Source organism: Janthinobacterium sp. 17J80-10, from assembly GCF_004114795.1.
In the GTDB taxonomy this organism is placed as follows: domain Bacteria; phylum Pseudomonadota; class Gammaproteobacteria; order Burkholderiales; family Burkholderiaceae_D; genus Paucimonas.
Map to the genome: position 1 here is coordinate 2,327,351 of NZ_CP035311.1, position 19,518 is coordinate 2,346,868.

The 19,518-nt window shown below is 58.5% G+C and carries 16 protein-coding genes; 6 read left to right on the plus strand and 10 right to left on the minus strand.

The window, feature by feature from the left end:
- Positions 1-241: 241 nt before the first annotated feature.
- The gene (locus tag EKL02_RS18575; RefSeq protein ID WP_164932009.1) at positions 242-991 is read left to right on the plus strand and encodes an alpha/beta fold hydrolase; all 750 of its coding nucleotides are present in this window, start codon (positions 242-244) and stop codon (positions 989-991) included.
- Positions 880-1,770 (plus strand): 4'-phosphopantetheinyl transferase superfamily protein, encoded by an 891-nt coding sequence (locus tag EKL02_RS10370; RefSeq protein WP_241687865.1) that lies wholly within the window; start codon positions 880-882, stop codon positions 1,768-1,770. The genes EKL02_RS18575 and EKL02_RS10370 overlap by 112 nt, the downstream gene beginning before the upstream one ends.
- Positions 1,771-1,808: 38 nt before the next feature.
- Here EKL02_RS10370 and EKL02_RS10375 read toward each other — a convergent pair whose 3' ends face one another.
- From EKL02_RS10375 to EKL02_RS10395, 5 genes are all read right to left on the minus strand, one after another.
- Entirely contained in the window at positions 1,809-3,755 is a 1,947-nt protein-coding gene (locus tag EKL02_RS10375) for a PQQ-binding-like beta-propeller repeat protein (protein ID WP_164932010.1), read from the minus strand.
- 239 nt (positions 3,756-3,994) lie between these two features.
- Positions 3,995-5,308 carry a hemolysin family protein gene (locus tag EKL02_RS10380; protein WP_128901977.1) on the minus strand — a complete coding sequence of 438 codons (1,314 nt, stop codon included), beginning with the start codon at positions 5,306-5,308 and terminating at the stop codon, positions 3,995-3,997.
- A 94-nt stretch (positions 5,309-5,402) separates the two neighbouring features.
- The gene (locus EKL02_RS10385; RefSeq protein ID WP_128901978.1) at positions 5,403-6,239 is read right to left on the minus strand and encodes an HDOD domain-containing protein; all 837 of its coding nucleotides are present in this window, start codon (positions 6,237-6,239) and stop codon (positions 5,403-5,405) included.
- 93 nt (positions 6,240-6,332) lie between these two features.
- Complete coding sequence (locus EKL02_RS10390) at positions 6,333-8,219, minus strand: potassium transporter Kup (RefSeq protein WP_128901979.1); 1,887 nt, start codon at positions 8,217-8,219, stop codon at positions 6,333-6,335.
- Between the two features lie 44 nt (positions 8,220-8,263).
- Positions 8,264-9,235: an alpha/beta hydrolase gene (locus EKL02_RS10395; RefSeq protein ID WP_128901980.1), complete on the minus strand. Its 972-nt coding sequence runs from the start codon at positions 9,233-9,235 to the stop codon at positions 8,264-8,266.
- A gap of 112 nt (positions 9,236-9,347) precedes the next feature.
- Here EKL02_RS10395 and fabI point away from each other — a divergent pair, with 112 nt between their 5' ends.
- Positions 9,348-10,112: an enoyl-ACP reductase FabI gene (gene fabI, locus EKL02_RS10400; RefSeq protein WP_128901981.1), complete on the plus strand. Its 765-nt coding sequence runs from the start codon at positions 9,348-9,350 to the stop codon at positions 10,110-10,112.
- Here fabI and EKL02_RS10405 read toward each other — a convergent pair.
- Positions 10,102-11,046, minus strand: a complete 945-nt coding sequence (locus EKL02_RS10405; RefSeq protein ID WP_128901982.1) for a LysR family transcriptional regulator — start codon at positions 11,044-11,046, stop codon at positions 10,102-10,104. The two genes, fabI and EKL02_RS10405, sit on opposite strands and share 11 nt — an antisense overlap.
- Before the next feature lie 109 nt (positions 11,047-11,155).
- Between EKL02_RS10405 and EKL02_RS10410 the strand changes: the two genes are divergently transcribed.
- Entirely contained in the window at positions 11,156-11,758 is a 603-nt protein-coding gene (locus tag EKL02_RS10410) for an NAD(P)H-dependent oxidoreductase (RefSeq protein WP_128901983.1), read from the plus strand.
- 41 nt (positions 11,759-11,799) lie between these two features.
- Complete coding sequence (locus tag EKL02_RS10415) at positions 11,800-12,678, plus strand: pirin family protein (RefSeq protein ID WP_128901984.1); 879 nt, start codon at positions 11,800-11,802, stop codon at positions 12,676-12,678.
- Positions 12,679-12,689: 11 nt separating this feature from the next.
- Here EKL02_RS10415 and EKL02_RS10420 read toward each other — a convergent pair whose 3' ends face one another.
- The 3 genes from EKL02_RS10420 to EKL02_RS10430 all read right to left on the minus strand — a co-directional run bounded on the left by EKL02_RS10420 (position 12,690) and on the right by EKL02_RS10430 (position 16,358).
- On the minus strand, positions 12,690-15,092 hold the full coding sequence (locus EKL02_RS10420) for a DUF1631 family protein (RefSeq protein ID WP_128901985.1): 2,403 nt from the start codon (positions 15,090-15,092) through the stop codon (positions 12,690-12,692).
- Positions 15,093-15,339: 247 nt separating this feature from the next.
- A complete protein-coding gene (locus EKL02_RS10425; RefSeq protein WP_128901986.1) occupies positions 15,340-15,789 on the minus strand; it encodes an Hsp20/alpha crystallin family protein in 450 nt (149 codons plus the stop codon).
- A 119-nt stretch (positions 15,790-15,908) separates the two neighbouring features.
- Positions 15,909-16,358, minus strand: a complete 450-nt coding sequence (locus EKL02_RS10430; protein ID WP_128901987.1) for a CBS domain-containing protein — start codon at positions 16,356-16,358, stop codon at positions 15,909-15,911.
- Between the two features lie 398 nt (positions 16,359-16,756).
- Here EKL02_RS10430 and EKL02_RS10435 point away from each other — a divergent pair, with 398 nt between their 5' ends.
- A complete protein-coding gene (locus tag EKL02_RS10435) occupies positions 16,757-18,385 on the plus strand; it encodes an NAD(P)/FAD-dependent oxidoreductase (protein WP_128901988.1) in 1,629 nt (542 codons plus the stop codon).
- A gap of 27 nt (positions 18,386-18,412) precedes the next feature.
- Here EKL02_RS10435 and EKL02_RS10440 read toward each other — a convergent pair whose 3' ends face one another.
- Positions 18,413-19,453, minus strand: a complete 1,041-nt coding sequence (locus EKL02_RS10440) for a hypothetical protein (RefSeq protein WP_128901989.1) — start codon at positions 19,451-19,453, stop codon at positions 18,413-18,415.
- Positions 19,454-19,518 lie beyond the last annotated feature (65 nt).

Here is a 19,518-nt window from a genome sequence, read left to right on the forward strand (position 1 = left end):
TACTGAAAATTACCAAAAGACAATAAATCCAAGTAAAACTACCATGTTTCTAAGACGCAATAATGGCGTACCCAATAGTGAAAGCGCGAATGTCGCCGGAATACGACAATTCCATTGAGCAAAAATACCCGGGATACCATGAGTTAAAATGCCGCAATACCAATAGCCTTCACCGTGCCGGACGCTGTTTGCCCCATGTGCCCGACCGGAATGCCAAGCACCTATGAGCCCTGCCCTTCCTGTGGATAATCAGACCGCTGGCCGATTTCTGCGTCCGCGCGCGGTTGCCGCGCCCCGCATGCGTCTTTTCTGTTTTCCGTATGCAGGCGGTTCCGCTACCGTCTACCACCAGTGGCCGACCGCACTGCCAGCCGATATCGAACTGGTCGCGGTGCAGTATCCGGGCCGTGCCACGCGCATGCGCGAAGCACCCTGCACCAGCATGGCGACATTGCTCGACGATATTGAATCAGGCATCATTGGCCAGCTTGACCGACCCTACGCCATGTTCGGCCACAGCATGGGTGCCACGGTGGCGCATGAATTGTCCCGCCGCCTGATTGCAGCGCATCGGCCGGCGCCACGGCAGCTATTCCTTTCCGGGCGCAGCGCGCCTCAACTGCCATCGCGCAGGGCGGACATACACGCACTTCCGGAAGCCGAATTCATTGCCGCCATGCGCGACTTCAATGGCACACCGGCAGAAATTCTCGACCATCGCGAATTGATGGACATGATGTTGCCAATCATACGAGCTGATTTCCAGGTCCTGGAAACCTGGCCGTATGCAGAGAGAGACCCCATCGATATACCGGTGTCCGTGTTTGGCGGCATAGCCGACCCGGGTGTGCCGATTGAAAACCTCGATGCATGGGCGAGTTGTACCACCGGGCGCTTCAAGCGTCACATGTTCCCCGGGGATCACTTCTTTTTACAACAGCATTACCCGGCCATGCTGAATATCATCGTTCGAGCGCTGACACCGGATTGATTTCGATGAACCACTGCCTGCAGCAGGAAGTCGAGGTTTGGCTGCTATGGCCGGAATCCTTGCCGCCGGAAGAATTGAGGCAAATCTGCTTTCCTCTACTGAGCGCGGAAGAGCAACAACGCAGTCAGCGATTTCATTTCGAGCATGACCGCACACATTATCTTGCGGCACACGCGCTACTGCGCCTGTGCCTGGGGCATCACCTTGCCTGCCCCCCGCAACAGGTGCAAATGGCAACGGACCGCAACGGCAAGCCCCACCTGGCCGGACAATTTTCCGCATCGCCGCTGCACTTTAACCTCAGCCACACAGGAGGCATGGTGGCATGCATCGTGACGCACAGCCGGACGTGCGGAATCGATGTCGAGCGCATCCGTCCACTTCCGGAGATGGCAGGGATGGCGCGCACGGTTTTTTCGGCGGCGGAAATTGCCTGGCTTGAAAGCCAGGAGGACGCAACAAGGTCGCAAGCCTTCTTTACGCTATGGACTCTGAAGGAAGCCTATATCAAGGCGACCGGGTTGGGAATGTCGGCGCCGCTGCAAAAAATCACGCTGGATCCGGCGACCCTCCGCGTGGAAGACCACAGCCTCCCGGCGCAATTGCGTGTGGCCTGGCTATTCGACTATTGGCATCCCGACCCTGAACATGCCCTGGCTGTCGCATGCCAAAACACAGGCGCGAGTTTCACAAACGCCGTCGTATATCAGGAACTGGATCTCGTAACGGGCCAGCGGCAACAGTTGCGCCGCCGGGATGCCGGCAACGCCTTGCAATGACTTCTTGACAGGGTTTCCTGGCCTTGCTGAACCCGGTGCTATAGCGTGTGCAGATAAGTGGTGATATCAGCTACATCGCTTTCCGAAAGTATCGAGGGATACAGGCGCGGCATGGGCGATTTTGGATTCTTGATCAGTGCCATGGTTTTTTCCGGCGTCATCCGCGCATTCCAGTTCAGCAGGCTTGGCCCCCCCAGTCCACCGCCCTGCGCGCCATGACAGCCTGCGCAATTCTGCGCAAACAATTGCTTGCCGTGTGCAACGGCGCCGGCTTGCCGGTTGCTGCCGCCGCTCCACTGTTCAACCCGGGCAAACAGGGCATCTTTCCATGCCGCGAGCTTGGCGCGCATGCCGCCTGGAGCCCCGCCCTTGTCTTCGATTTTCAGGCGGACTTCTGGTTCATCGCGGCTGATATCGATTTGCAGCGGCGGCCTTTCGGGCGTCTCGGGCAAGCCGAGCACAATGATGCTCGGCGACCCTAGCCCACCGAAGGTTAGCCGGGACACATTGCCGGAAGTGGTCGCCACATACTGCTTTCCGGCAACCGCATAGGTCACCACCCCGCCGGCGATCGCGCCGCCCGTCTGCATCTGGTACAACAGTTTGCCGTTCGTGCTGTCGAGCGCCAGGAAATTACCGGCGAGGTCGCCCGTCAGCAGCACGCCACCGGCAGTCGGCGTAATGCCTGCCACGACCGGCGCCACTGCCTGATACCGCCAGTTCACCTTGCCGCTTCCGGCATCGATGGACGTTACCCAGCCTCGCGGCTCCGTCACCTGGGTATAACTGCCACCCATGAACAGGCGGCCAGCCTTGTACTGCGGCGTGCCCGATTTGATGACAGAGCACCAGTCGACGGCACCGACGTAAAGCGCATTGCGTTTCTGGTCGAATGCCGCGCCATTCCATTCGCTGCCGCCATAGACGCCGGGGCAGAAGCGCCGGCCTTCGGGCGTCGGCGCCAATCCCGCATTCTCGATCGTGGTAGTCGCTGTCCTGAACAGCAGCCGTTGTGTCGCGCGGTCGACCACATAGACAAAGCCGTCCTTGGCTGCCAGCGCCACGGCTTCCTTGCCGTCGTTGCGCCGGTAGAGCGTCGGGCCGGCGCCGATGCCGTAATCGTGGCCGTCATTGGGGGCGAGCTGGTACCACCATTTGAGCTTGCCGCTGGCGGCATCGAGCACTACGACGGAATTGGTGTAGAGGTTGGCGCCGGGACGCACATGCGGGGCGAAGTCCGGCGCCGGGTTCGCCACGGGCACGAAAACTTCGCCACGTGCAGGGTCGAGCGCATAGGAACCCCAGGTGCCGCCGCCGCCAGACTCCGCCGTGGCCGGCACTTGCCAGGTGTCTGCCCCGGGCTCGTGCGGCAGCGGCACCGTGTTGAAGCGCCAGGCCTCGCGTCCGCTGGCGAGGTCAAACGCCATCATGCGTCCGCGAATTCCCCAGTCGCCGCCGGCGATGCCGATGTAGAGCAGCTTGCCCCAGGCGATCGGCGCGGATGAAAAGAACTCGCCCCTGGCGGGATCGCCGCCCACAGTTTTCCAAAGCACCTGGCCGGTTTTGGCATCCAGCGCCAGGATGCGGCCATCGGCAGTGCCACGGTACAGCCTGCCGTCGAGATAGGCGACGCCGCGGTTGGCTGCCCATACCTCGTCCTGTTCGGGCTGGTACAGTGAACGCCAGCGCAAGGCGCAGGTGCGCGCATCAAGTGCGATGGTCGAGCGCGGCGTGGTGACGTACATGACCCCATCGACGACCAGCGGACCGGTATGAAACGAGCCGCCCCGGGCAATCTTGATGCGGCAAATTTCTTTCATGCCGTGGACATTGCGGCTCGTGATTTCTCCCAGGCCGGAAAAGCGCTGTCCGTCATAGTTCTTGTTGTACATGGCCCAGCCTTGGTCCGGCGCTGCAGCTTGCAGTCCTGGCTGCGCCAGCGCGGAAATTGGCGGCAACAATGCAATCAGTAAGACATTCGCCACTCGGCAAACAGAGCGTCTCAGGCGCCAGCGCCTCAAGAATAAACCGCAGGAACAGAAAATGATGAGCATGTCGGCGCGAGCTGGCATTCAGCCAGGGATTTAACCAGCGCAGCCACTACTGGCCGCGGGTGCCGGACAGACCGGCACCCGCCTACATGATAAGGAGTCAGGAATATGACTTATTGATTGAAGTCATTATCGGCCGAATTCTCCCGGCCGGGATGACATGCGCAATCCGCTTATTCGTCGGAGGTTGCGCCCTCTTCTTCCAGAGATGGCTTTTTCGTCGCCAATACCTTGTCGATCCGCATGCCATCGATATCAACCACTTCGAAAGTCCAGTTCTCCCATTCGCAAGTATCGGTCGTCTGCGGCAGCTTGCCCAGCAGGAGCGTCAGCATGCCGCTCAGGGTATTGTAACGACCGCGGTCCTCCTCCGGCACGGCTGACAGGTCCAGGCGGTCCTTCAATTCGGGAATCGGGATCAGGCCATCCAGCAGCAGGGAACCATCTTCACGCTGCACCGCCCAGGCGTCTTCCGCATGGTGCGTCTTGAATTCACCCGTGATCGCTTCCATCACATCCTGCAGCGTGACGATGCCCTGCACTTCGCCGTATTCATCGACGATAAACGCCAGCTGCACGCCGGAATTGCGGAATTCTTCCAGCAAGCCCATGCCGGTCAGCGATTCCGGCACGAAGACTGCCGGTTTCAGGTTGTCGACCAGATTGGGTTTTTCGCCGCGCAGCGTCGCTGCCAGCATCTGGCGGGCATTGGCCACGCCGAGAATAGTGTTCCAGCCGCCACGCACCACCGGAAACCGGGAATGCTGCGAATTCTCGAAGCGCATCAGGTTTTCTTCGAGGCTGTCGTCCGCATCGAAATACACGACTTCGCTGCGCGGCACCATCAGCGACGCGATCTGGCGGTCGTCCAGGCGGAATACATTGCGCACCATCTGGTGCTCGTGGTGTTCAATGATGCCCGCGTCCGAGCCTTCTTCCAGCATCAGGTGCAACTCCTCTTCGGTCATTGCCTGGCGGCCTGAATCCTTGATGCCGAACGTGCGCAACACGAGCTGGGTCGAGCCCGACAGCAGCTTGACGAAAGGCTTGGCAATGGCAGCCAGCAAAACCATGGGGCGCGCTACCAGGCGCGCGATGGCCTCTGGGGCAATTTGCCCGAGCCGCTTGGGGACCAGCTCGCCCAGGACAATGGAAAAATAGGTAATGGTTACCACCACCAGGGCGGTGGCGAAATATTCGGATGCGGCGATTGGCATGCCCAGCGTTTCCAGCCACACGCTGAAGGGCTTGGCGAGCGTTGCCTCACCGACAATACCGTTCAAGACACCGATGGAGGTAATGCCAATCTGTACGGTCGACAGGAACTTGTTTGGATCCTCGCCCAGCTCCAAGGCCGCTTGCGCAGCGCCGTCACCTGCGTCAGCAAGTTTTTGCAGCCGGATCTTGCGGGCAGTCACGAGAGCGATCTCTGACATGGCAAAAACGCCATTCAGGATGATCAATCCAAAAAGTAAGGCTATTTCCATTGCGGTGAGCACCCACGCGTGCTCGGGTATTGGTCATCGCGCTATTGTACAACCTGCAAGCCGCAAGAAACCGGAAAGGCGGGAAACGGACAGTCTAGAACATCAGTGCCGCAGTGAGCGCCTTGACCTCTTCATCGGATTCCTCAAGGATGCTCGACAATGTGCCTTCGCCCACGACGAAATCAATGGTCGACGCCACGGTTTCCGTGGTGGCGCCCGCCGCCTGGAAAAGTGGCGAAGCCACCGGTGCCAGGTCGTTGGCAAGCATGAGGGTGTCGCCCAGTGTTTCGGGCGGCATGGCGCGGTAGCCATACCAGAGCGATTCGACGGCCTGCGCAACGGGGTCCGGGACCGCCAGTTTTTTCAGGACGCCGCGGCCAATGATCTTTTCACCGTATTCCGCCCAGGATTCGGGATCGCCGTCGAGCAGGCCGGGGAAATCCTCGGCACGGGAAAGCAGGTAAAAGCCGCCGACTTCGTGGACGATGCCGGCAAACATGGCGGTATCGGGGTCAACACGCGTCACCTTGCGTGCAATTACATGCGCCAGCGCCGCCACATGCGCGGTATGTTCCCAGAGCACGGCCACCTTGGCACGCAGCACAGGATCGGCAATCTTGCTGCCGATCTGGCGCACCACGACTGCCGCCACGAGCGACTGCAGCGTGCGAAAACCAAGCCGCATGACTGCCGTACGCACATTGGTGATGTCACTGCCGGAACGGTTGTAGGCCACGGAATTGGCAATTGCCACCGTACGCGCGGCCAGCAGCGGCTCGGCCATGACCAGCTTGGCCGCCAGCTCCATGTGGCAATCCGGATCGTTCAAGGCCTGCTGAATTTTGAGCGATGCATTGACATTGGTCGGGAAAACCATGTCTCCCCGGCTCGCTTGCTCGGCAATGCTTCTGAAAGCTTCAAGTCTGTCCATGCAGAAAATTATACTCAGCTTTTCTGGCAATACTAGTCAGGCACAATTGAAAACGTTAAATTTGTGCACTCACAGAAAGAAAAACAACATTCGTCAGATTTCAACCTGCGTACCCAGTTCGATCACGCGATTGCTTGGCACCCGGTAGTAATCGGCTGCATCGCGGGCGTTGCGGGACATGGTTGCATACAAGGCTTCGCGCCAATTCGCCATGTTGCGGCCGATTGTGCTACCTACCCGGGGGATGACGTTCTGGCGCGCAATGAAGAAGGAAGTGCCCATCATCTCGATCTCCAGTCCTTGTCCGGCACACAGTTGCAAGGCGTGCGGGATATCACGGTCATCCTTGAAGCCGTAATGAACGTCGACCTGATAGCACTCATGGTCCAGCGGCTGCACCTTCACACGATCAGATTCAGCCACGTACGGAATATCCTCGTTGCGCACGGTCAGAAAAATAGTCCGTTCGTGCAGTACCTTGTTATGCAACAGGTTATGCAACATCGCATGCGGCACACCGTCACCTTCAGCCCGGAAAAACACTGCCGTGCCTTCTACTCGCACCGGCGGACTGACAAATAGCGATTGCAGGAAATCCTCGATCGGAATCAGGTGCTTCTTGAGATTTTCATACACCAGGTCGCGGCCGTCTTTCCAGGTCAGCATGATGGTGACCATGACCAGGCCAAGCAGGATGGGGAACCAGCCGCCATGCACGATCTTCAGGACATTCGCAGACAGCAGCGTAATATCGATAATGAAAAAGAAACCGGTCGCGGCCCAGCACAACAACAGGTTGTATTGCCATTTATGGCGAATGACAAAGAAGGTCAGGATGGTCGTCATGAGCATGGTGCCGGTGACTGCGATCCCATAGGCCGCTGCAAGCTTCGAGGACGAGCCGAAACCGATCACGGCCAAAACGACCACAACCAATTGCAGCCAATTGGCCAATGGGATGTAAATCTGGCCCATTTCACGTTCGGAGGTGTAAAGGACGCGCATGCGCGGCAAAAAACCGAGGGAAATTGCCTGGTGGGTGACCGAAAATGTCCCCGAAATCGTCGCTTGCGAAGCAATCACAGTGGCTACGGTCGCCAGAATCACCAGGGGATAGATGCTCCAGGGGCCGAGTTGCTGGTAAAACGGATTACTCACGGCGTCAGGATGCGCGAGTAACAGCGCGCCCTGACCGAGGTAATTCAATGCAAGCGCGGGAAATACGAAAGCGAACCAGGCCAGACGCACCGGTTTCTTTCCGAAGTGCCCCATGTCGGCATACAGCGCTTCCGCACCGGTAAAGGCCAGCACGATCGCCCCGAGCGCGACGAAGGCAAGCCAGCCCTTGCTGAGCAAAAAACTCATCGCATGCAAGGGATTAAGGGCTGCGAGAATCGCCGGCGTCTCTATAATATTGGCCAACCCCATCCCGCCCAAAGCAAGGAACCAGACCAGCATGATGGGTCCGAACCATTTACCGATACCCGCCGTCCCCTTGCTTTGGACCATGTATAAAGCCACCAGGATCGTTACCGTAATGGGCACCACATAAGTCTTGAAAGTGGGAGTGGCCACTTCCAGTCCTTCAATCGCCGAGAGCACTGAAATCGCAGGCGTAATCACACTGTCGCCATAGAACAGCGATGCACCGATCAGGCCGGCAAGCATCACGGGAAAGTACCAGCGCGAGTGCTGCGTCACCGATGAAAGTGCCAGCGCCAACAAGGCCATGATGCCACCTTCGCCCCGGTTATTCGCACGCAGAACCAGAGAAACATATTTTAGCGAGACGATAAACACCAGTCCCCAAACGATCAGGGAAACTACCCCGAACAAGTTATCCTGAGTTAGCGGAATACCATGCTCGCTGGAAAAGACCTCTTTCATTGTATACAGCGGACTGGTGCCGATATCGCCGTAGACGATGCCGATAGCCGCGATCGTCAGTGCACTTAAGCGAGACTTGGATTGTTCCGACATTATGTGTTGCCTTTGAAATTATTCGCGCGCCCGGCTCATCCAGCTTACGCGGCATGGCTTGCCGGCATGCGATCCGTATCATCATGCAGCGTGCGCAGGCGATCCGCGCATAGCGCCACAGCTTCATTGGCCTGCGCAATGAAGCGCCCCATCGTGATAAAACCGTGCAATTGGCCTTCATAACAGACATGTTCCGACTGCACGCCCGCCAGCTGCAAGCGCTCCGCGTATTCCCTGCCCTCATCGACCAGCGGGTCGTAACCGGCAGTGAGTATCAGTGCCGGCGGCAACTTGGCATGGCTGGCAGCGAGCACCGGCGACAGCCGCCAGTCCAGCCTGTCTGCCGGACTGTTAAGATAACAGGCACAAAAATACTCGATCAGGGTACTGGTCAACAGATAGTCTTCGCCATTGCGCTTGTGGGAAGGCGCGATACACCGGAAATCCGTTGCCGGGTAAATCAGCAACTGGAACGCCAGACTTGGCCCGCCACTGTCGCGCGCCATGAGTGCACAGGCAGCCGCAATATTGCCGCCGGCACTGTCTCCGCCAACCGCGATGCGCGCAGGATTGATACCGAGCCTGTCCGCTTGTGCAACGACCCATTGCAAGGCGGCGAAACAGTCGACATGCGCCGCCGGAAATTTGTGTTCCGGGCCCAGCCGGTAGTCCACGGACACGACGGCGATTCCAGCCTGGTCGCATAGCTGGCGACACAGCACATCGTGGGTGTCGATATCGCCCAGGGTAAAGCCTCCGCCATGAAAAAACACCAGAACCGGCAGCGACGTGCCTGCCAGCGCAGGCAAGGGCCGGTAATGCCGCACCGGGATCGTGCCCGCCGGCCCTTCGGCCAGCAGGTTTTCGACCCGCGCCAGCTGCGGCGCCGGCGGTTGCGAAGTAAAGGCGCCTGCCTTGAAAAATGCACGCGCGGCCACGGGCGGCATCGCCTCATAGGGAGGTACATGCTTGCTGTTGATTAAATCGAGCAACTTCCTGGCATCGGCATCCAGCATGGTGGGTTCCAGAATTTTTGGGAGGCATGCGTGCGCAAGCCGCTATGGCCGGTATTATATATTGGCAATTCAATTGTCATAATGCGTATTCACCACAACCTTTAGGACGTCAATGAAATCTCTCGCAGGAAAAAAGGGCCTGGTCGTCGGGATTGCCAACAACCAGAGCATTGCCTATGGCTGCGCCCAGGCTTTCCATGAAGCCGGCGCCGAATTGGCCGTAACCTATGTCAACGCCAAGGCCGAGCCGCATGTGCGCCCTCTCGCCGAAGCGCTCGACAGTCCGCTGATCCTGCCCTGCGACGTGCGCGAACCAGGCCAGCTCGAAGCCGTCTTCGCCGAAATCGAGCAGCGCTGGGGCCGCCTGGATTTTCTGCTGCACTCGATCGCCTATGCGCCACGTGAAGACTTGCACAGCCGCCTGGTAGACAGCTCGCAGGCGGGATTCGCCATGGCGATGGACGTTTCCTGCCACTCCTTCATCCGCATGGCGCGCATGGCCGAGCCACTGATGAAAGACGGCGGCTGCCTGCTGACAGTTTCCTTCTATGGTTCGGAAAAAGTGGTGGAACACTACAACCTGATGGGGCCTGTCAAGGCAGCGCTGGAGAGCAGCGTGCGCTACATGGCAGCGGAACTCGGCAACAAGCAGATCCGCGTCCATGCGCTCTCACCCGGACCGCTGAAAACCCGTGCGGCGTCGGGCCTGGACCGTTTCGACGAGTTGCTGGACCGGGCCCGAGAAATGGCGCCGCAACACCAGCTCGCGTCAATCGAGGATTGCGGCAATGTCGCCGCTTTCCTGGTCAGCGATGGCGCACGTGCGCTGACGGGCAACATCGAATACATCGACGGCGGCTATCACATCATGGGTTGAAGGAGATTGCCGCTGCCCGCAACGCCTTGTCCTGGCACTCCGGGCTGGAAAATTCTGCCACCAGCATGTCGATCAAAACCCGGGTTCGTGCCGGCATCAGGCGCCGCCCCGGGAATACCGCCCAGGCGCTGGTACTGGGGGTCTTCCAGTCGGCCAGTACGCGCATCAGCTCGCCTCGTTCCACATACGCTTGCGCGTAATGGTCGGGCACCACCGCGATGCCGGCGCCGGCACATGCCAGGCGGATCAGCAGATCCGGTGAATTCGCCGTGGCGCGGCCAGGCGGAATGCCTTGCCAGCGCTGTTCGCCCCGGCTCAATACCCAGGCCAGCGGTTCGCCGTTGCGGCCAAGTAATCGCAAGGTGTCATGCTCCATGAGCGCCTCGGGTTCCGGCGGCGTGCCATTGCGCGCCATATACGCAGGCGAAGCATAAAGGCCGGCTGAAAATACCGCGATGCGCCGGGCCGCCAGGGATACATCGTCCTGCAGCTCACCCATGCGGATGGCCAGGTCAAAATTTTCCCCGATAAGGTCGACCCGCCGCGGCGACAGGTCTATCTCAAGATCGATTGCCGGATATTTTGCGGCAAAGGCGGCCAGTAGCGGCACCAGCGCGACATTGGCAAGATCGCCAGGCATCGAAACGCGCAAGCGCCCGCTTGGCTCTACCTGGCGCTGTTGCGCCAGCGCCCCCGCGGCGGCTACTTCCGCCGTGATCTGGCGGGCATGTTCAAGGACGGCGTGACCGAAGTCCGTCAGCGTCAGCTTGCGGGTGGTACGCAACAACAGGCGTTCACCGAGATCCGTTTCGAGCGCAACAATCCGCCGGGATAGCGTCGACTTGGGCAATCCGAGGCGGCTGGCAGCGCGGCTGAAACTCCCCTCTTCCACCACCTGGGCAAACAGCAAAAGATCGTTGGCATGAAGTTGCATGACTTATATTATCCCATCAGTGAAACAATCTTATCCATTTTACAGTCTTCCGCTATTCATTTGGGATAAATAGAATGTAGTCATTGTTTACCCTTATATGGAGTCACTCATGAACATTCTGCAAATCAATTCCAGCGCCCGTGCCGATAATTCCCAATCTACCCGTCTGGCAACGGAAATTGTCGAACGTCTCAAGTCATTGGCGCCTGGCGCCACGCACACGGTGCGCGACCTTGCCCGCACTCCACATCCCGCCCTGGATGAAAATGCCTTGCAAGCCTTGTTCACTGCAGCAGAACAGCGCACGGCAGAACAGGCCGCGCGCGTGGCCCTGGACGATGCGCTGATTGCCGAGATCCAGGCAGCCGACGCCGTCGTGCTTGGCGTCCCGATGTACAACTTCGGCGTGACCGCCCAGCTGAAAAACTGGATCGATGCCATTGCCCGGGCACGCGTGACTTTCCAGTACACTGAAAACGGCCCGGAAGGATTGTTGAAGGGTAAAAAAGTGTATATCGCATTGACCCGTGGCGGCCAGTACCGCAACACCCCGAGCGATTCGCAAGTCCCTTATCTGAAGACAGTGCTGGGTTTTCTCGGCATGACCGATATCCAGTTCGTATATGCGGAAGGTTTCGCAATGGGTCCGGAAGGCGAACAGAAAGCACTGGCGGCGGCCCGCACGGAAATCGGGCAGATCGTCGCGGCCTGAACTACGCGCCAGGTGCCGCCGATATACTTTAGGAGAGAGCCATGACAGTCACGAGTATCCCGAAGCTGCAAGCAGAAGCGGTCCTGCACCCGCGCGCGGTTGAGCGCCTGGTCGCCGGCATGGCGACATCCGATGGCGCAGGCGTCAAGCTTACCCGGGTCCTGACGCAAAACCTGCAACGGCGCCTGGATCCTTACTTGATGCTCGATGCCTTCGGCACTGACCGGCCGGAGGATTATATCGGCGGATTCCCCGACCACCCGCATCGCGGATTCGAGACAGTCACGTACATGATCGCCGGACGCATGCGCCACCGCGACAGTGCCGGCCACGAAGGCCTGCTTTCCAACGGCGGCGTGCAGTGGATGACAGCCGGGCGCGGTGTCATCCACTCCGAACTGCCGGAGCAGGAAGACGGCGTCATGGAAGGCTTTCAGCTCTGGCTGAACCTGCCTGCGCGCGACAAGATGACGGCGCCGTGGTATCGCGATTTCCAGCATGAAGACATCCCCGAATTCACCACGCAAGACAACGTCATGGCGCGCGTAATTGCAGGTACGAGCCATGGCATTGCCGGCGCAATGCAGCGCGATGCGACCCAGCCGCTGTACCTGGACCTGCATTTCAATGGACCAGCCGGCTTTGCCCAGGAACTTCCAGCGCAGCACAATGCCTTTGTGTACGTGTATCGCGGCAGCCTGAAGATCGGCGACACGAGCGTGCCCGCACAACGCATGGCAATACTGCGCAACCAGGATGATGCCGATGGTGTGGTGCTGCAGTCTGAAGGCGATGCCCGCGCATTGCTGATTGCCGGGCAGCCCCTGGGCGAGCCGATCGCGCAGTATGGTCCGTTCGTGATGAATACCAATGAAGAAATTTTCCAGGCTGTGGAAGATTTCCGCGGCGGGCGATTTTAAAGCGGCTTTGGCTAGGAACGCGCCGATTGCACCGCGTCGGCGCCCATCATCAGCGCATCGACCGCGCGGTCGAACGCTGGCGCGTACTCGATCAGGCCGACTTTGCCACTCTGCAATGCCTGCAATAATGCAGAAGCCGAGTAGACCAGCGGCTTGGATTGCTGGTCCAGCTTGAAGATGAAGAGCGAATGCGACTTGCTTACCCATACCAGGCGCGCAGGCACCGACATGTCGCCGGCACGGCATTCGACGCAAGTGCCGACCTGCAACTGCGACAGCAATTCGGCCGAAGGTGCCGAGCCATAGGCAGAAGGACGCGCCAGCGACAGTTCCGCGTCAGCCCCACGATTGGCCAGTGCGTTTTCTAGCACTTCCGTCTCGATCTGCAGCGGATCGCCCAAAATCCAGGTCGAGCTGTCGTCGCTTGTCACGAGGCGGGAAAATTCCCGGCGCAGCGCATCCAGGCTTGGCAGGGCCCCGGCAGCAGCGCCTGCATAGGTACTGCCGCTACCAAGGCGCAAAACCTGGGTATGCACCGGCACCAGGCGATCCAGGGCAGCCTTGCATTCATCTTCCGGCATGTGGATCATCAGCATGCCGATACGCAGCCGCTTGATCAGGCCGGGCAACAAGCGCATCAAGGCAGTCCGATCCTCCGGTGTCGCTTTTTCCTGTGCGCTCCAGACCAGTTCCGGCAGTACCTCCTGGTATTGCCCGGCAAGTCCTGCGCCGCTGCCTGCGGCACCCTGGGCTGCAGCACGCACAAGTACGCGCGCCCAGATTTGTTCGATGAAGTCCTTGACGCGCTGGTCGACTTCCATCGGAGCCGTGATTTCTTGCAGTGAATCCACGGTATGACGCAGGTTGGCGCTAAAACTTTCGGCGTCCTCGGCTGCAGCGATGCTGCGCGAAGTCTCGGCATCGACTTGGGCCAGCTGCTCAGCAAGAAAATGCTCCAAGTCCCCAAGACAATCACTAAAGATTGCCATATCCTGGCCAAAGTCCTGCAATATCCGTTTTACCAGGCGAGCGATTTCTTCATCGAGGCGCTTCGCGACTGCCGATTCCGGATCCAGCCCTACTGCGGCCGAGGCAATCTTGTTTAAGAATTGACGCGCCGGATGGTCAGTCTCCTGCAGCATCTGCGGCTCCAGCAATGCCGCTTTCAGAAATGGAATTTGCAATCGTGCAATTCTGGCGCGCACAATTGCCGGGATTTGTTCGTCTTCCAGTAAAAAGGCAAACAAGACGGCCACCACATCGATGGCCATGCGTTCACCATGCGCCTGCTCGGGCAGCGCCAATCGTTCGCCAAGGCCAAACAATTGGTTGCTCTCGTCCGATGAAGACTCCGCAGCCCCGCTGGCTTCAACAGCTTGTTGTTGAAAGCGGGCGATCGCCTGTAGCACTTCAGCTGTTGCCGGCGCAAGCAATCCCTGTTTGTTATCACCGCCGGCGCTCTCGGCAGTCGGCGCAGGCTGATTGAACATCTTCCAGATATAATCCTGGAAATCCTCGGCCTGCAGCTGTCGTGTTTGTGTTGTCGCCGTTCTTGCCGGTGCGCTTGCCTGGCCGTCCGCTGTCGTGCCGACATTGCGCTCGTTACCGGTACCGAGCGTTTCGAACAGGCGCTGCAGGGCGGGCAAGATGCGTGGATTGATTCCCGGTTCTGCAGGAAATCCCGTTACGGCCACCGCATTGCCTGCACCCACGGGCGAATTGAGTGCTGCAAGCTGCTGCGCCAATTGGTCGCGCTGATGCTTCTTGAGCTTCGTGGGCCGCGCCAGCAGTCGGGCCTGGATACCGTTCGCATCGAATACTTCGCAAATCGATGCATAGTATTCCGACAGGCGCGCCGCCAGTGAATCGGACAGCCGTGAAAACAATATTTTGCTCAGTTCCTCGTCAGCCATCCTTTCTTTCAAGGTCTCATGCAAGGCACGGGCGATCAGGTAAGGCCGGAAGGGATTTTCGCGTTCATGCACATCGGCATCTCCATGCATTTGTGCAATCATGATGTTCAGGCGGCCAAGATTCTCGTCGCAGGCATCACGCAGCCGTTGCACCAGGTGACCTACTTCCAGCTGTCGGTTGACAGTCTCATCATCGATCAGGGAAAGGGAATTCGCCGACATACCGAGCAATCCCTGGCGCAAGTCGGTATACATGGTGCGTACGCCCCGATCCACGCTGTCCCGAAACCGCGCATCCATGCTGACAACAATCCGATTGCCTTCATATTGAAGAGCGTCGAGGGCAGAACGCAATACGCGCTGATCCGCACCGAGACGACCATCAGCCAGTTCCTGCTGCATGACGGACTCGGCATCTGCAACCATTGCGCGCACCATGGCTGTAAACTTGATCAGCGCCCGGTCTTTCGCCAGTTGGGTTACTCGTTTAATAAGCTGCATCAGGTAATAGGATAAATTGCGACTGAATAGTTAAATAATAGCGCACAGGCAATACAAGGGGAACATTGTTTGCTGTTTAAACAAACAAGCGCGGTACATAGGCGCGAGAATAAGACGAAATGCAGTGAATTTTATCCTTGAGGCAACTATTTTGTGTCTTAATCATTTGTCCCAGGCATAAATAACAATGGCCCGGCATCGCGCCGGGCCATGCATGACAGCGCAGGCTGCGCTGCGGCAAAGCAATTTATTGAATAGAAATTTGCTTGCGGCCTGTACCAGTCTTTTTAGGCAAGACCAGTTCAAGCACACCATCGTGATACTTGGCTTCAGCCTTGGTTTCATCGACATCCTGCGGCAGTGAAAAATGGCGCGATTGCTGGCCGTAATAGCGCTCGCTGCAAATCAGATTTTCACCCTGTTTCTCTTCATGCTCCTTCTTGACCTCGGCGCTGATCGATACATTGCTGCCTTCGATTGCCACCTTGATGTCTTCCTTGGATACGCCGGGAATTTCGGCCCTGACGGTATAGGCTTGTTCGGTTTCGCTGACATCCATCTTCAGCATGGATTCGCCGCCGAACCGACGGGCACTTGGCATCCAGCGGTTTTCCTTGAAAAGATCTTCGATTTCCTGCATAGGATCGAAACGGGCCATGGCCCTGAATGGATCAAAACGTGACAGGTTTCCAGCCATGCTAACCTCCATCTGGGTAAAAAGCATGATTCATACTATTGCAGCACAACCCGTTGGGCATGATCCAGCGCAAAGTCCATCTTTCATTGGGCACTGCATGGTTTCGCAAGGCGTGTCACCTAGCGGCGCGCCTGTCTCTCAGCCGCGGGTTGTTCCGTCATGGTGGTCGTGAGCATGGAGAGTTCGAGGGTCAGCAAATGGCTTATGTCGTCGGCAGTGACAATGCCATACAACACGCCTTTCTCGTCAACGATCGGCAAGCGACGGATTCTATGATGGCGCATCAGGCGCAATGATTCGGCAAAGCTTTCGTTTTCATGCACCGTAATTAACGGACTGCTCATGATATCGCCGGCGGTCAGCAAGTCCATGTCGATTTGTTCGGCGACCGTTTCTATGACGATGTCCCGGTCAGTCACTATGCCCACCGGGATGCGGGCACTGCCTTCGTGCCGGATCACCACGACATCGCCGACATGATGCTTGCGCATCAACTGTGCAATCTGGGGAATGGATGCATTCGCTTCGCAGCAAACCACGCCGATGTTGCAACATTCGCTGATTGGCATATTGACTCTCTCCAGAAGAAATCGCGCCGGCCGATGCATCACCATCAGCCCCCAGGAAACCCATTGCGCCACCCGTTGCGGCGCAATGGTGCACCTTCACTGCACAACATTGTCCCTGTTGCTGTACCTCCTGCAACTGATCTTCCACAACAGCGGGACTGGTAAAGGCAACATACCATGCTTTGGACTTTGCCCGTTTGGGCACTCGTTGGAAGCGCTATCGCGTGCCGAATGATGAAATTCGCAACAAAATTTGCTGATTCCCGTTCTACAAAGGAATTGGCCGCATTTTGGCAGAACCCCCTGCGTAAAGTTGATCAAGTAAAATAGCGCCTCTTTCTCTTTTGCTTTCGATGAACGCTGCTTAAGTTGGCTGCACGCGTTTCAGAACACTATTCATGCTGCGACTTACCGATCTGCAACTTCCTCTTGATCATTCCGATGCCGACCTTAAAGCGGCAATACTGCAACGCCTGGGTATTGCGGAAAAGGATTTGATCGGCTTTACCCCTTTCAAGCGCAGCAGTGATGCTCGCAAAAAATCCGCCATCAGTTTCATTTACACTTTGGATATCGACCTGGTGGACGAGGCCGCGGTATTGAAACGCATGAAGAACGACCGGCATATCGGCCTTACGCCCGATACGTCCTATCGCTTCGTCACCCAGGCGCCCCCCGGACTGGCCACGCGGCCGGTCATCATCGGTTTTGGCCCCTGCGGTATTTTCGCGGCCTTGGTCCTTGCCCAAATGGGATTTCGGCCGATTATTCTGGAGCGCGGCAAGGTCGTGCGCGAGCGCACCAAGGACACCTGGGGCCTGTGGCGCAAGCGTGAATTGCATCCCGAATCGAATGTCCAGTTTGGTGAAGGTGGCGCCGGGACTTTTTCCGACGGCAAGCTCTACAGCCAGGTCAAGGACCCCAAACACTATAGCCGCAAGGTTTTGAATGAATTCGTCAAAGCCGATGCACCGCCGGAAATTCTCTACATTAATAAACCACATATCGGGACATTCCGCCTGGTAAAGATGGTGGAATTGATGCGAGCCAACATTGAAGCGCTTGGCGGGGAATTCCGCTTTGAAAGCAAGGTCGACCGACTCGACCTGAACGATGGCAAGGTGCGCGGCGTAGTATTGGCCAATGGAGAATACATTGCGTCCGACCATGTCGTGCTGGCGATTGGCCATAGCGCGCGCGACACATTCCAGATGCTGTATGAATGCGGCGTCTACATGGAAGCCAAGCCATTCTCGATCGGTTTCCGCATCGAGCATCCGCAATCGATCATCGACCGCGCCCGTTTCGGCCCCTCCGCCGGCCACCCGCTGCTGGGGGCCGCCGATTACAAGCTGGTTCACCACTGCGCAAACGGGCGTGCCGTCTACAGCTTTTGCATGTGCCCAGGCGGGACCGTGGTTGCCGCAACCTCGGAACCCAACCGTGTTGTCACCAACGGCATGAGCCAGTATTCGCGAAACGAGCGCAATGCCAATAGCGGCATCGTGGTGGGCATCACTCCGGCGGATTTTTCCGGCAATCACCCGCTGGCCGGCATCGAATTCCAGCGCCAATGGGAATCGCGCGCGTTTGAACTTGGCGGCGGCACTTATGATGCGCCGGGCCAGCTGGTTGGCGACTTCCTGGCCAACCGTCCTTCCACCGAATTCGGCGAGGTGCAACCGTCCTATAAACCCGGGGTGCACCTGTGCAATCTGGACACCGCCTTGCCGGACTATGCCATCACCGCGATCCGCGAAGCCTTGCCAGCCTTCGAGAAACAGATCAAGGGGTTTTCCATGCGCGACGCCGTCCTGACCGGGGTGGAGACGCGCACCTCATCGCCGGTGCGCATCAAGCGCAAGGATGATGACCTGCAAAGCATTAATACCGTCGGACTCTACCCCGCTGGCGAAGGCGCAGGCTATGCGGGGGGAATCATGTCGGCGGCCATCGACGGCATCCGGGTTGCGGAAGCAGTCGCCACAAGCATGGCAGGCACCACGATGGCGCTGCAGCCGGGCTGAACCAGACGGCAATTCGCGGCTGCCTTTTCAGGGCGCCACAGTGCTGTTTTGCGCATATTCCGGGCAGCCGGGGTCGCTGCCCCAGCGTCCTGTGCACGCACGAAGTCGGCACATTTCAGCCTCAAAAAATCCCAAGGTGTTACAACGTTCCAGCTGCGCCTGAGCCGTATCCACCGGCCTGGCGCCAATGGACTCGCGGCGACCGGCACCTTTCCTGGGATTTTTCTGGGTCGTGGATGGCGTCGATTTGCGCACCTCATCCGGCCTGGATTTGCGCGGCACCTCGCCGGCAAGCGCATCGGGCTTGCCGGACACGCGATTGAGCAAGGCGGCGATCAATTCGACATCGCCATCCTTTTCTCCGGATTTGACCGTTGCAACCATGGCCGCAGGCCTGGTTGCAACACTGGACTGGGCGCTTTCCGTCGCGGCGACTTTTGTTGCCGGACGCGCCGTGACTGCCAATTGCGATTTCTCTGAAGGCGATGCTGCGGCAGGCGCCCGCTGCGGCTGATCGGCGATGGCAGGTCCGCCAGCAACCGAAACAGCCGGGGCAACCGGGGGCGGCTGCACTGGTGCCGAGGTTGCGGCCGCGGGTACCAGTTCTTCTCTGGCGCTCAGGCTCTGTTCATGCGCCACCCGGCTTGCAGGCGCGGCGAGCGGCTCTGCCTGGGTTGGTGCCGCAAAAGCCATTTCGGGCGGGGATGGCATGGCTGGCGCGCCGGCATCCGCAATGATCGGGGCAGGCGCCTTCCCCCCGGATACCACGACCGGTGCAACCGCAATGGCTGCTGGCGCATTTGCTGCAGCAACGCCCAACGGCGCCGTATTCCTGGTTGCGTCAGTATCCAGGCCAGGCTGCGTCATTATCCATCCGGCCAGTCCGACAATGATCAGCGCCGATGTGGCAATGAAAGTTCCACGTGCATTCATGCGCGGATGCGCCGACTCCAGTCCGCCCAGGATACTGCCGCTCTCTGTCGCGCTTAGCTGCATCGTCGGCTCGATATAGAGGGATGGCCTGCCTGGTGTTACGGGGGTGGCGTTCCCGGTCAATGGTGATTGCATCATCAATCCTGAAAACATTCAATTTGATTAATTATCATCCTTATAACATTAATGTGATATAAATT